Raw genomic sequence first — 14,063 nt, 5'->3', positions numbered from 1 at the left:
CTCTCATCCTTCTTTGGAATTGGTCCAAATTTATTGTCCATGGAAGAGCTTTCGTCACCCAAAAGGTAGAAACAGGTGTCAATCTCCTCCGCTTGCTTTCTTCTGGTGCAGATTAGGTCGTCTCCCACTGCGTATCGCCAAAGTTTTCGAGTGTTGAGCCTTCCTTCACTTGCAGCCCATACTTCATTTTGGGTGATTGTTTCTATGAGTTCCTCGAAAGTCGCTGAGAGTATTGCAGCTGTCTTCTGAGCGCCAGCCCGAAGAAGGCTACGATTTTCAAATGAGCCACCAGACTTTGAAAGACTCAATTCCTTCATCTCGTTTGAGGCGTCTGGCTGATAGCCTCCCAACCGATTCTGACTCACGCCAGGCAGGCTGGAACAGATGACATCTTCTAACCCTTTTGCATAGCTTCCACAATCAATCTGGCTCGCGTTCAGCACTTGGTTTATGGCGTCGGAGATGTTACCGGGAGTACTGGGTTGGCCATTACTACCTGGTTGCCCCGGAGAACCAGGTTCACCTTGCGGGTTGTGGCTACCAGATCCTTGTTGCGGGGGGCTCTTCTGTTGGTCCTTAGTCAGTTGGAGTAGATCCACAATCTCATTCGCTGCAAGGTTCGCACCCTGAGTGTCTGATGCATTGCAGCCCTTTACAGCAATCGCCTTCACTTGCTCAACCAAAGGTGCACCGAACGTTGCAATAGCCAGTGCGCGATACGCGATAGCGAAGTCCTTCAGACAGGTTTGTTCAAGGAGCTCACTACGAAGCTCAGTGACCAACCAGGCAACGAGAATTGACTGAGGTGTTTCTTGGCCAGCGACTGGACCGTGAAAAACTCCTCTTTTCACCAGGATCTTTAAGGTGTTGTGAATATTCGCGTTGGCACCACGAAAGCGGGGCTTTGCCAATAGCTCGCCGCGGGGATCCTCTAGAACGTTCAGCAGTGTTCCGGAGATATCTGGCTTCATCAAAACAGAAAAGTCCGTGTGCAGGCCGTGGCAGAGAATTTCATGGTCGAGTAGACCTTGGATCAATTCGAGATCTTCATCAGTACCCATGGCAGCGGTCAGAGGCAAGGTCAGAAGTAACCCACCAGCAACCTTTTGATCCGGGCCAATCGAAGCAGTTTTAATGTTGGCCCAGATGACACGCACCCGTCGCCCCAGCTTGTTCGCTTCCGCGATCAGCAGATGGGTATAGAGGTAAATGTGACGCATCGAGACTTTGGACGTTGCAGGAAGCTGCGCTTGAGCGAGACCCATGGATATCCCCTTCTATTGAGTGACGGCATCGGCGATGCCTTTGCCTTACGAAGGGGAATGCTTGACACGTGATTAGAAAATCAATCGTCACCCTGTGGCAGTTCGATACCATGCTTTTGCAATTGCTCACGAAGAGCGCACTGCAGGTCCTTCATGAGAGCTTTGCCATCGAGGGCTGGGGCTGCAGGCTCAACTGGCGCCGGCGTCTGTGATTGGTGGACCAAGGTGGGTGGTAGGGGCCGGCCGTTGGCTTTGTACCGGGCAATGTAGTCCTCAACAATGTCACGTAGGAGTGCCGACGATGTAAGGCCTGGGTGGGATGACTGCGACATCTCAGCTACGATCGCTTGAAAATCTTCTTCAGTTGTACGGCTTACGCGGGTCGACAATGGCTGATCAGCGCTCTCCCGGCTTGCGAAGTTGATTTTCTCAGCCTGGCCCAGGTAGGGCTCCAGGATCGGGGCCATCAGGTCTCGTACTACCTCGTCATCCACATACTGGTAGCACTGGATTTTAACGGTGCGGCTTAAGAAGCCCACCAGGATGGGAGAGCTCTCGACCGCTTCAAGCAGGCGCAGCTCCGCAACCGCATCATTAGCGTACTTCAAAACGGTTGGCATACTGATGACATACATGCGGCCGACGTCGCGGGCTATGTCCCCGGAGAGTAGTCGCTGGTAAATCGCTACCTTGACAGCGAGCGGTGTTGATTTCGCGGCCAATTTGTCCCCCTGTCCTATTCCTGAGCCGGTATGAGGCCCGCTTTGACTGCGCCAGCCATGATTTCACCATGACTTAGCCGTAAACCGAAGAACAACGGTCGATTGGCACCAGATTGCTTTTCACCCTCTAGGCTCAGATCACCATAGCCGCGACTCTCCGCATCTTTCTCGGCGAGCACGAACCCATCATTGCAGGCTGTCAAAAGTCGCAAGCGCGATGACGCTGACTGTTTGATGGGGCTCGGCAGATACATGATGAAAAACCCACGCCCCCCCTTACGAGCTACCCGACCACGGAGCTGGTGCAACTGAGCCACACCAAAGTGCTCGGGGCTCACTGCAACTAGCAAAGTCAGACCGGGGAAGGTAACGCCTACCTCGATCACAGTGGAGGCGACCAAAAGTTTCAGTTGCCCGGCCTTCATCTTGTTTATGACGTCAGTCTTTTCGTCATCCGTCATTCCCCCATGGACCCGGCCTACGTCGTCTCCCAAGCTCCTCCTGAATCGCTCGTAGGCGGCTTCCACGGCATTGCGAGTTTCAGCCTCACCATTGACGACGGGATAGACGAACGCTGCTTGTCCGCCCTGCTTGATGATCTGCATAACGAGATCATGCAACTTCTGCCTAGCGTTGTGCGTGATGATCCTTGTTACGATCTCCCGCGGTACCGGCGTGGTCCTCAGAATTGAGATTGGCAGGCCTCCGAGCTTGACCAGTGCAACCGTTCTGGGAATCGCGGTTGCCGTTGATTCAAGGAAGTTGGTATGGGGCGCGATGAGCTTCTGCCGTTGCGCCACAGAGAATCGTTGCTGCTCGTCAGCGATGACCAGGTCGAAGACTATCCCCGCTTTTTTGGCGGCAGAAAGCACAGCAGTGGTGCCGACAACGATTCCCGCAGACAGGTCAATATTGGTCTTGCCCACCGGACCGACAACAGTGACAACGGGGATTTCGTAGAAGAGGCTGCTCAACTCGGCCGCCAGTTGCTGCGCCAAGATTTGCCCGGGCGCGATGATGGCAACCTTTGCCCCCGCGAGGTAGCTTGCCGCAGCTGGAACCATGAACGTGAATGACTTGCCCGTACTGACATCACCCGACAGGACACGCTGCATCGGATAGGGCGACCTGAGGTCTGACACGATCTCGTCGATGGCTTGAAGCTGGTCGGCAGACGGCGAGAAAGGAGCACGCCTGATTAAATCAGCAACCTGGACTCGGTCGATTCGGAGGAGGGCTCCTTTCACTGCTGGTCGGTTGCGATGAGCCTCAACGCGATTAACAAGCGCCTGTATGCATACGGCCTTGGCAATCCTCACCGCCTCGTCTCCCTCACGCACTGACAAAGGCGTGTGCAGGTTACGCAGCAAGTCAGCAGGGTCGACAAGGCCTGTCAGCTTCCGGAAGTCATCTTCGTGCATCAGGGCCTGTTCTAGGAGCAGGCAGGCTGCCTCGTTGATGTGTGCCATCGCTGCGGTGATGGCCTCACCAAGAACTTCAGCACTCACCTGATTCTGCTTTCCCTGATAGACGGGCATCACCCGTCCAATCATCGCAGGGGGTATGACCATTGGGTTGGACATGGAGGGACGGCCCTCATAGGTGACCACCTCGCCGTAGGTGTGCACCGTCGCGCCAAAGTCGTACGCCATCCAGGGTTCGATCGAAGGCTTACCAATCAAGCTGATGTGCAGACGCTGACCTCGCCCGTCGACCACTTTGACGAATCCGCGGAACGCCCCTTTGGCCTCTTGCAAGGGCGCACCGGTGCGATCGTAGATCGATCGCTCGATTAGGGTGAGCGCCATGTACGAGGCTTCGCCAGTGTCAGGCAAGGGAAGCACCACAATGGGGTCGTGAAAATCCCTGTATTCCTTCGGTACCGTCAGAAGGCACTCGGGCAGCGATGTGAACCCCAGGCGTGTGAGGCGGCCTATGTCATGCATAATCTGATTTCGCGGTTGATGATCGAATATGAATAGTCACGCGTAACTATAACTCAAGAGAATCAAATAGCACTCGCTTGGTTCCGGTGCCGGCACAAAAAAGCCCTAGACGAATGATGTCGTCTAGGGCTGGGTGGAACATTAGTGGCTGACCCGAGAGTCGCCGGTTTGGCCTGTGATCAAGCGAACCGAATCACCAGGGGCGAAGGTTTCAGCTGGATCTTTTGCCTGGGTGACCGCCTGCAAGCTACCGTCACTGGTCATTTTAACGGTGATCTCGACCCCATCAGCATCGTGGGCTTTTTTGTCGACCGCAGCACCAATGGCGGCGCCAACTGCACCTGCGACGACCATCACGGCCAGTTGTCCCAGACCACCACCGCCATTGCTGCCGGCGATAGCGCCCAAGGCACCACCAGCCATGCCGCCGATTGGCGAGGGCTTCCCATTGATTTTGACATCACGAACAGAGTCGACGACACCGAGTTCAACCTTCATCTTCTGCATGGCAGTTGCTTGGGAGTAATCCCGGTTCGTCATGTTCGAGGCGCAACCAGACATTGCAGCAGTAGTGACGATCAGCAGAGATGCGATAATTTTATTCATAATTTTTATCCTTAAGTCAGTTGTTCGCTTTAATAGTGCGAATTAGAAAGAGCACAGGACGGCGACGGCCGAGACGGTGTGATCCAATCCTGAATGGGGCGGCCTCAGGTTCCAAGTGCAACACTCAGTTGATAGTGTTGAGCCGATTGGTTGCCAGCAGTTGCAGATGATCCGTCAACACTTCAACAGGGAATTTCCAGCCCAATGTCTGACGAGGTCGGGTGTTGAGCAAGTCGGCAATCTCGTCCAGCCGCTCCTGGCTAACCAGCGACAAATCGGTGCCCTTGGGTAAGTACTGCCGGAGCAGGCCGTTCGTGTTCTCGTTGCTGCCTCTTTGCCAAGGGCTGTGCGGGTCAGCGAAGTAGATCTTCATTCCCGTACGAGCTGTCAGCTCTTGATGCTTGGCCATCTCGCTGCCTTGGTCATGGGTCATGGTTTTCAGCAGCGCCGGTGCCATCCGCGAAAGTTCTCGCGTCATCCCCTCTAGCGCGGCGTCTGCGGTGGGCGCATCCAACTTGGCCAGGATCACGAAACGGCTCGTGCGCTCGACCATCGTCGCTACTGCCGAGCGATTGTTCGCGCCCATGATCAGGTCGCTTTCCCAATGACCTGGCACTTGTCGACCTTCGACCTCTTCAGGCCGGTAGCGAATATTCTGTTCAGCTGGATAGCGCTCGCGCCGAGCTGGCGCAGTGCTGCGAGTACGCCGCTTGCTGCCGCCCTGGCGCAGGTAACCAATGAGTTGACGCTTAAGCTCGCCGCGTGGGTATGCATAGATTGTCAGGTAGATCGTTTCGTGACTCACATGCCGCTCAGGATTATCAGGCCAGTAGTCCTTGAGTCTGGCGGCAATTTGCTGAGGAGACCAGCCCTTGGCCAACATGCTGTGTACGACCTGGAACAGTTCAGAACCAGGGGCAAGAATCTTGCTGCGCCTCGGGACGTGTCTGAGGGCACGGGCTCGAGCACCGGCAGTGCTGGCGTCATAGTGCCCAGGCTGCGACTGGCGCCGCACCTCTCGACTCAGCGTGCTGGGTTGGCGCCCAAGAACTTGGGCGATGGCTCGCAGCGAGGCGCCTTGCATACGCATGATCATTAGCGTTACGCGCTCTTCGATGGTCAAGTGGGTGTAGTGAGTAGTCATGCAGCACCTTACCTCGGGTGTTGCACTTGGTCACTGAGACCGCCTGGGTCTTGGGTTAGCTTTACACTCACGGGATGTGCCACACGGGTTTGTAAACGGCGGCGAAAAAAACTGATTGGCAGTTATAGGTCCGTGTAAATCATCTCTTAAGCCCCATTCTCTTTTCCTTCACAAGGCCGTGTATTAATCGGTTGCCCGGACACACCCAGCCAAAAAAAAGCCCCGCTAATTTGCGGGGCTCTAGAGGGTTTCCGTTTTAGTTGTATGTGTTGTCGCTGGCTTTTTGTGAGATGTCATCCTGAATGTTTTTGACCTCAGGAAGAACGGTTGCATTCATGACATCATCTACGAACTCGGAGAGGTCGAGTGCTGAGAAGTCAATTTGCTGGAACTCCTCCACTGTAAATCCGCCACAACTAGGGCTTTCGGGTGTTCCCCAGCCCTTCCCTATCTGTGGCTTGCCCTGTTCGTTGATGATTTTTGCAAGCACAGAGTTGTAGCAGCAGTACGCCTCAGTGGTTTCGAGGCATGCACCAAAGACTTTTTTAGAGCAGTAGCTACCGACCAGGTGACACAGGTTTGCGCCACGATGCATCCCAAGTTGCTGCTCCTCTGGCTCGCAGGACTTGAGCTCCATTACTACTTGAATTGCGACAGCAATCGCAAAGCTGTACGGGTCGAAGTAAAAGCCGCCGCCAAGGCCATAAACAGGGCCACCAAGCATACCTGTGGCAGGGATGGTTCCACCGACGGCATAGCTCAAGCCGTAGACACTGAAGCTAAGTGTTGGCGCAGATGGCGCCGCCGCCCCCAAAGCAGAAGCACCTTGTTTTACCCACTCGACGTTGTTGTACGCAAAGTCATACATGTATTTCGAGCCATAGCTAGCTAGGCCTCCTCCGACAGTAGAGACTGCCTGGCCCATAATGGAGAAGTTGGTTTCAGCTCCGCTACTTTTACCGCAGCAGTTTTTAATACCACCGTACCCTTTTCGGCAGGATTCATCTTCACCGCCAAACAGTTCGCCGTCCGAACCATACACACCGGCTTCACGAGCTGCCTCTTTAGCTGCAACAGCTTTGGCGAAATCGCTATCAGATGGATAGCTGGTGTCCCAGCAGACACCCTCGTAGCAGGAGACTTTCGTGCTGCAATCCTCGGTGGTGGTCGTCTCACCCTTTTTGGTAATACAACTATAGGTGATCTGGGACATAACGCAGCCGATCGGATCGGTACTCTCGATGCACGTCTGGTCGATTTTCTTACAGCCCTTGTCCTCGTATTGCTGGCAGTCGTTCTTTTTGTCAGGGTTGATGCAGGAATAGTCGTCCTTGTATTTCCAGCATGCCTTATAGACCGGCAACCCGTTGATGACCCGGGTTTCCGGTCCCTCAACGCACGTGTGCGACGCGATATAGCACAGCGGGTTTGTAGCGAGTGGGTCGCACTGGCTGGTGTCGAGCTCGTCGCGGATAATCGTATGGGTGTCGTCCAACTGTATGGTGTCGGACGGCTTTGGTGTGGCCGGATTGTCGCAACGATAAGTTCGCTGCTCGACCAGGCACGTGCCGTTCCAAGCGGTGGAAATGCAGGATGTTGAGGTTTGATAACAGCCAGCGACCTTCGAAATGGCGGCACAATAATCAACAGAGTCAGGCTTCACGCATTCGTATGTAGATCTATATCGCCAACAAGCCTTGTAGATTAAGTTGCCCGCAATATTTCGGGTTTCGGCGCCCTCTACGCATGTTTCCCCTGTTTTACGGCAGTCAGCCGCATGGGAGAAGGTTGCAAAAAAAACTAACACCATTAGCGGAATCAGTTTCTTCCAAACGTTTCTAATACTCATCCGTTATAACCCCTACTGAGCGCGAGCATTCAGCGCGCTACATTGATCAGTCCATGTTTCGGTGCAGGGGCCGTTGCACAGCATCCGAGCGTACATTGTGATGTAAGTTTCGCCTCCGCCACCTACAGCTGTGATCGTTTCAAGCTTGTTGACACCAGCCACCAGGTAAGGAATCAGATTGATGTTTGGTTTCGCCCCCCAGCTTTTACCAAGCTCCCGGTTGCGCTGTACTCCATCACCGATGTTAACTTTGCCGTTGCTGAAAAGGGACAGCTCAGTACCGCCATAAGGACCACTGAACAAATAAGTACCGTTGATTTTGATCAGGATGTAGTCGTCGTAGTACACGGATGCGAGCGTAAACTCGGTGAGCATTGTCGGGTCTTTGACTTCGAACTCAAGCGAACGCGGATAAATACCATCGCGCCAGTAGTTGTCACCGATGGAGCCGAACTGAAGCGCATAGGTACCGTTAGAGTTGGCCAGCTTCCAGGAAGTGTACATGTCGGATTGTGTGGTTCCTGGCACAATACCTCCGTTGTCGCATCCTACAATAGGCGGCTCGCAGGCCATGGTGAGGTAACGGTCACACGTGACGTTCTCGATAGCGTTGTGTGTCACATTGCACTGAAAATTTGCCTTTGTGTCGACATCAACGACTTGACCCATTGAGCAATATTTTGCTTCGCTCAAGTTGTACTCGTTGCATACCTCCGTCGAGTAGATGTCCGGGGTGGTTGTGGTTTTGGTACCGCAGTTTTCAGTGATATCGCCTGGCTTGGCATTGTTGATGATTTCACCGATCCCGCTGATGATCGGGTCGTTCTCGTCGACATCAACTTTGACTCGTTCGTAGGGATTCTTTGCCAAGAAGTTGACAGCATCGCATTCTTGGTTCGCGATCTGGTCGGGGCCGTCTGGCTCTGTCTTGCACGTGTTTATCCGTGCGGTACCGACGTTGAATAGTGATGTGCTGCCGAACTGTGAAGACTGCGATGGCGTGTCTGTGTAGAAAGGCATCGCCTTCGCATTGGATGAGCTCACGTTGGAGGAAAGTTTACTGAGGTTTGCCTTGCCGAGCTCTGTCCCCTCAGAGTGTGGATCAGCCACAACTGTGGTTGACAGCACGAGAGCCGCGGCCAAGGTCAGCAGGCCATTGATTCTGGATTTCATTTGGACTGGACCTTGTTGACCTTGGTCGCCGATTGCGGTTCTTGAGTGAACAAACTCGGGTCTGCCGGTGGCGCTCCGTCCTCACAGACGTTCATCCCCCAGCCAACTTCAAGTGGTCCGGACCCCCCATTGACTTTCGGTACCATCTGCTGGGTGAACTGAATGGCTACGCGAGCACAGCCTGGCTGCTTCAACTGCTCTACGACTTTGGCTTCCACCATGATCGGTTCACGGGAATGGGTTTGAGCCATCCAGACGTCAGCCTGGTCACCGGTTAGCTCAGCGGATGCATGTCCGGATTTCACAGCTTCGATCAGAATTTCTTTTGAGGTGTCGGCGTGCGCTGCGAATGGGGCGGCGGCGAGGACGATGAAGGAGGTGCACAGGGACAACAGCTTGGCTCTGAAATGCATTTCGGCTTCCCGGATACTGACAGTATTTTACACGTAAATGTAAGGCACTTTGGTATCGAAATCAATCTGGCAGATTGGAGGCCGGCTGAACGCCACTAGCCATCGGGAACGTATCCGCAAGTGATCTGGCGCCGGTTACGCTCAAAGAAGCCCTCAGTTCAGATGATCTGCGGGCTTCTGATTCATAAGCATACGTTTGGTCGGGTTACATGCGCTGATACGCGGGGTAGTTCAGTGGTGAGGGTTTATAGCGAACGTTGTTCATACGATGAGCACTGATCAACCCAAGTTTCCTCGCATTCTGGAGGGCACTGTTGGTGCGCTGTGATATAAACCATCCCATAGCCTGGGCCTTTACCATTGAGAACTTTAATATTTATAACGTTCGAGCCTTCTCGCAAATATGGAATCAAGTCGATATGCTCGCTTGTTTTGAGATTATTGCCAGTCTCTGCTTTGTAGTGGTCGGCGGGATTGTCACTCCACCGAGCATGAGGAGGGCTGTAATTGGTGTCTTGAACCAGCTTAGTGGCATTCGCGTTCCAGCCTCCAAATGCACGGCCGTGTACACCAATAAAGATGCCATTGACTGCAATGCCTACATAGTTGTCGGAATGTATGGCGTTGATGAAGAACTCATCGACACGGTCAAGCCCTGCGATGAAAAAGTTAAAGTCTGCTTCTGTCACTTCATTGATGGCCGTGACGTTATTGACGATCGTCAGGGCAGAGCCGACCAGAGTAAACTGATAGGCGCCATTACTGATCGTTGCGGAGTTTACGGCGATGCCTGATCCTGTGCAGCCTGCGATTGGGGGTTGGCAGGACAGCACAAGGTACTTGTCGCACGATACCGTTTCTAGTGCGTTCTGGGTGACATTGCATTGGAAGTTGGCCTTTGTGTCAACGTCCACAACCTGGCCCATTGAACAGATTTTTTGATCGCTGAGGTTGTACTCGTTGCACACTTCTGTTGAGTAAATGTCTGGCGTAGTAGTCGTCTTCGTGCCGCAGCTCTCAGTGATCTCATCGGGTTTTGCATTATTGATGATTTCGCCAATGCCACTGATTATCGGATCATTTTCGTCGACATCAACTTTAACGCGTTCATATGGGTTCTTTGCTAGGAAGTTTACTGCATCACACTCTTGATTCGCGATCGCATCAGGGCCGTCAGCTTCAGTTTTACAACTATTGATGCGGCTTGTACCAACAGTGAAAAGTGAGCTGCTGCCAAATTGAGAGGATTGCGATGGTGTGTCAGTGTAAAAAGGCATCGATTTAGCGTTAGCTGAAGTCACATTAGAGGAGAGTTTACCTAAAGTTGATTTTCCAAGTTCGGTACCTTCCGAGTGCGGGTCGGCTAAAGCACCAACGGCTACGGCCAATAACCCCGCCAGAGTTAGCACCCGTTGTTTTCCTTTTTTCATCCCATTCACCTTGCTATCGGATGCTGGATGGTGAGGACTTCCTTTCCAGCATGACTGCGACAATGCGGACCCAACAGGCCATCTCGTACCAATCCGCTACCCCTGCCCACGGCCCGGTTGAGATTGCTTGGCCTCTTCATGTACCGCACTTGATTCAATGTCAGATCGGCCTGAGCATTGTCGAAATTTAGAAACGCCGATCGCATGACACATGGTTGCGTACATCGTCTGCGCATGACACATAAGCATAATACTGTCAGTATTGAAAGCGCTTTTCATGGGATTTCATTAGCGCGAGGGATGATGGATGGTTATGGAGCGATACAGTGCTCTGGAGAATTTTTTGCTGGCAAGCCCTGGGGGTTACCTGGTGCCAATGCTTGTGATGGCATTTGTCGTGCGAATGCTGCCACCTCGATCCCTTGCAGCGTCTCTGCTCAGGGCGGTTGGTGTTTTCAGCCATGAACTCTTCCATTTCGCGGTGGGCTACCTCACAAGGGCTAGGCCCATTGGAATGACCCTGATACCTCGGCGAGAAGGAAATCAAATTATCCTTGGGTCCGTGGAGTTCGAGCGCCTGACATGGGCGAATGCTTGGGCTACCGCTCTTGCACCCTTGTTAGCTCTGCCAGTCCTCTATGCGCTCGCCTCATGGCGCACCACGAATCAGGTAGGGGGACTGGCTTTTGAGGACCTGGCCTGGTGGATTCTCGCAGGTCCCATTGTCTTGCACTGCTGGCCATCGAGGGCAGACTGGCGGATAGCCCTCATCTCGTGGCCGATAGTGGGGCTAGGTCTGCTATCTACAGCTCTGTACGTATGGACTCACGACTTGTCGTTTCTGTTGGCCTGGAGCAGCGTGGCGTCGTAGTCAGGACGCTTCATGTGTTTGTGTGTCAATAGCCAGTTGGTTGCGAAGCTGGTTGCGTCATTCTGTTCTTTGGCGGTCAGTCCGAAGGACGACATTCCCGCTGAGTTCATGCCCGGTTTTCCCTTGTTCAGACCGACGTAGATCATCCACCAGGATGCGGCCATCTTCACGTTTTGATTCATCCCCTGGCCATTTTTGTACATCGCAGAGAGGATGGCGGGTGCATTCGGTTCGCTTGCTTGCGCTGCCTTCGTCAGCCAGTTGTATGCCTCTTGGTACCCCCCGCGTTCGTAGAGCATCCGCCCAAGTAGGTAGTAGGCTGTCACGTTGCCACGGTTGGCGCCCTCATTTGCCCATGTCCAGGCTTTGTCATGGTCGCCTTTGTTGAGGTAGTAGAGCGACAGGCGGACAGCTGCAAGATCGACAGACGCGTCCTTTACTGACGACTCAAACATCTCCATCGCCTTGGTCTCGTCCTTCGGTACACCGCGGCCAAGCAAAGTAAGTACTGCCAGGTTGTACCGAGCAAGGGGGTAGTCAGAGCTGGCGGCAGAGAAATATGCTGCAGCGGCGGCGCTGTCTTTTTTGACCCCTTCACCGTGATCCAGCAGATAGCCCACTACGTTCTGTGCTCGGCTATTCCCGCCTTGGGCGAGCTCGAAGAGCTTCGGCAGTGCAGCTTTGTCCCCAGCTTTGTAGGCTGCCCAAGTCCGAAGTACTTCGCCACCCTCCCGGGCGGTTGAAAGGAGGCCCTTCATAGCAGTGGAGATGTCTGGGAGGTCGGCGCCCCCTGCTGCTGCTTCGTTGCTGAAGTATGCAGCTGCTGACGTGTCTTGGGCGCTGCTTGCAGCACAGGTGAGGCTCACGAACGCTAGAGGGAGCGCCAACAGGATCGGCAGTCGATTCAGTGAATGCATTAGCGGATACACCTTGTTTATTGGTACGCGTAATGTATTCTCTAGCGCATGAAAAAACTATCCCTCCCTTTTCTCCTGATAGGTGCATTGGCCTGGCTTCCTACGACCTCCCACGCGGACTGCTTCGCCGAGGCGGCTGCGCGATATAGGGTCAGCGAGAAGCTACTCCGCGCCATTCAGGTCACCGAGAACCGACCGGGCAAAGCAGACGTAGTGAGCCAAAAAAATAGCGATGGGACCTGGGATATCGGATTGATGCAGATCAATTCCTCTTGGCTTCCAAAGCTATCGAAATACGGTATTGGTGAGAAGGAGCTGTTAGATCGCTGTGTTAGCGCGAATGTCGGCGCCTGGATCCTAGCAAGTAACATCGCTTCACACGGCCATGTTTGGAAAGCGGTTGGCGCATACAACAGCCCTAATGAGAAAAGTCAGCGGATTTACATTCAGAAAGTCATGAATAACTACGGTGGTTTGTAAATGAAACAGCTATTCAGCAGTTTTTTTGCTGTTCTTCTATTTGGCTGGATTTTGTACACGGTATCCCCGGAGGAACCGTGTGAACGCGTCGAGCGTGGCGCTTTACCGGTCCGAGTTGTTTTTGATGCAGTTCGTTGGGCAGGTACGAACTACCTTAGTACAGATTCGCGTATTGACTTGTTGATTTGGAGCATTGCGGCTGATAAATCCGTGCAAAGTTTCATTTCGCGCTTGTTCTATGGCCCAGAACTCAACTGCACTACCGGCCAGGCTAAATAGGAGCTGACTGTGGCAAAGGAACCAGATCTTTTTATTTACAACTCCCCGGCAGATAAACCGGCGGCAACCTATTTGAACGACTTGTTCAGGATGGCCGCCGAGAATAAAGTCCCGGACATTCACTTCCAGTGGGTTCAAGGTCACGTGCATATTCAGCTACGGCAAGACGGTCAGCTGAGGCATTTTGAAACTGTAGAGCCTGCTATGGGAAAAATGATCGATACGAAAATTCGATCGCGGGCCACCATGGACCTCTCGCAGCATCAAATCCCCCTCGATGGTCGTATCGGATTGCGATACCCGGGACTGGAGTTGGAGGTCCGTGTGAGCTTGGTTCCAAGTCACAATGGGCAAAAAATCGTATGCCGGTTGCTCGACCAAGAAAACGCGTCGATGAGCCTTGACCGAATTCGAATGCCGCCTCTGGTCGAGCACGCATTCCGCGAGATGATCAACGAACCTCAAGGGCTGATCCTTGTCACCGGCCCAACCGGCTCAGGTAAAACCACGACACTGTACGCAGCACTCAATGCCATCAACGACGGTACGCTCAACATCTGTACTATCGAGCATCCGGTTGAGTATGTAGTTAAGGGCTTTGTCCAAATCAACGTAACGCCCCAGCTCAGTTTCGCATTGGGTCTACGGGCCCTGTTGCGTCAGGATCCGGACGTTATTCTGATTGGTGAGATTCGTGACCAGGAAACCGCACAGATTGCCATTCAGGCTGCAAACACCGGCCACTTGGTCTTTGCCACATTGCACTCCAATAGTGCAGCACAAGCTGTACCTCGCATCGTTGATCTTGGGGTCGATGCCCAAACACTTGCGTCTGTACTCATTGGTGTGATTGCTCAGCGACTTGTGCAGACTCTTCGGACTGATATAGAACACGAATGGCTACCTATTAATGACGTAGAGCGCATGTGGTTGAAAAAGAATGGGCTGCCGCCTGTCACAGGCAATAT

At 53.4% G+C, this 14,063-nt stretch carries 13 protein-coding genes; 3 read left to right on the top strand and 10 right to left on the bottom strand.

Translation table 11 applies throughout. The features are described 5' to 3' along the window. The 10 genes from APH36_RS23335 to APH36_RS23290 all read right to left on the bottom strand — a co-directional run. A partial coding sequence (locus APH36_RS23335) for a collagen-like protein (protein WP_060500579.1) occupies nucleotides 1-1,265 on the bottom strand: 1,265 nt, incomplete at its 3' end. Between the two features lie 80 nt (nucleotides 1,266-1,345). After that, nucleotides 1,346-1,987 (bottom strand): hypothetical protein, encoded by a 642-nt coding sequence (locus tag APH36_RS23330; RefSeq protein ID WP_023383808.1) that lies wholly within the window; start codon nucleotides 1,985-1,987, stop codon nucleotides 1,346-1,348. A 14-nt stretch (nucleotides 1,988-2,001) separates the two neighbouring features. Further along, complete coding sequence (locus tag APH36_RS23325) at nucleotides 2,002-3,795, bottom strand: helicase-related protein (protein ID WP_224459422.1); 1,794 nt, start codon at nucleotides 3,793-3,795, stop codon at nucleotides 2,002-2,004. 279 nt (nucleotides 3,796-4,074) lie between these two features. Beyond that, nucleotides 4,075-4,539 (bottom strand): membrane protein, encoded by a 465-nt coding sequence (locus APH36_RS23320; RefSeq protein WP_041925804.1) that lies wholly within the window; start codon nucleotides 4,537-4,539, stop codon nucleotides 4,075-4,077. Nucleotides 4,540-4,663: 124 nt separating this feature from the next. Next, a complete protein-coding gene (locus APH36_RS23315; protein ID WP_060500578.1) occupies nucleotides 4,664-5,683 on the bottom strand; it encodes an IS30 family transposase in 1,020 nt (339 codons plus the stop codon). Between the two features lie 256 nt (nucleotides 5,684-5,939). Then, on the bottom strand, nucleotides 5,940-7,532 hold the full coding sequence (locus APH36_RS23310) for a conjugal transfer protein TraN (protein ID WP_218187328.1): 1,593 nt from the start codon (nucleotides 7,530-7,532) through the stop codon (nucleotides 5,940-5,942). A 12-nt stretch (nucleotides 7,533-7,544) separates the two neighbouring features. Next, a complete protein-coding gene (locus APH36_RS23305) occupies nucleotides 7,545-8,705 on the bottom strand; it encodes a hypothetical protein (protein WP_041925803.1) in 1,161 nt (386 codons plus the stop codon). Further along, a complete protein-coding gene (locus APH36_RS23300; RefSeq protein ID WP_023383803.1) occupies nucleotides 8,702-9,118 on the bottom strand; it encodes a hypothetical protein in 417 nt (138 codons plus the stop codon). Before APH36_RS23300 ends, APH36_RS23305 begins: the two co-directional genes overlap by 4 nt. Nucleotides 9,119-9,363: 245 nt before the next feature. Then, a complete protein-coding gene (locus tag APH36_RS32170) occupies nucleotides 9,364-10,548 on the bottom strand; it encodes a hypothetical protein (protein ID WP_177337126.1) in 1,185 nt (394 codons plus the stop codon). 825 nt (nucleotides 10,549-11,373) lie between these two features. Further along, on the bottom strand, nucleotides 11,374-12,336 hold the full coding sequence (locus APH36_RS23290) for a tetratricopeptide repeat protein (protein ID WP_023383801.1): 963 nt from the start codon (nucleotides 12,334-12,336) through the stop codon (nucleotides 11,374-11,376). Nucleotides 12,337-12,384: 48 nt separating this feature from the next. Here APH36_RS23290 and APH36_RS23285 point away from each other — a divergent pair, with 48 nt between their 5' ends. The 3 genes from APH36_RS23285 to APH36_RS23280 form a co-directional block, all read left to right on the top strand. Continuing rightward, nucleotides 12,385-12,816, top strand: coding sequence for a lytic transglycosylase domain-containing protein (locus tag APH36_RS23285; protein WP_023383800.1), 432 nt, complete (start codon nucleotides 12,385-12,387; stop codon nucleotides 12,814-12,816). Further along, a complete protein-coding gene (locus tag APH36_RS31150; protein WP_023383799.1) occupies nucleotides 12,817-13,095 on the top strand; it encodes a hypothetical protein in 279 nt (92 codons plus the stop codon). Nucleotides 13,096-13,104: 9 nt separating this feature from the next. Beyond that, on the top strand, nucleotides 13,105-14,063 hold a 959-nt coding region (locus tag APH36_RS23280; protein ID WP_177337125.1), incomplete at its 3' end, for a GspE/PulE family protein.

Origin of the sequence: Pseudomonas sp. NBRC 111133, from assembly GCF_001320605.1 — a bacterium.
Classification (GTDB): Bacteria; Pseudomonadota; Gammaproteobacteria; order Pseudomonadales; family Pseudomonadaceae; genus Aquipseudomonas; species Aquipseudomonas monteilii.
This window is presented reverse-complemented; position numbering and strand designations above follow the sequence as displayed.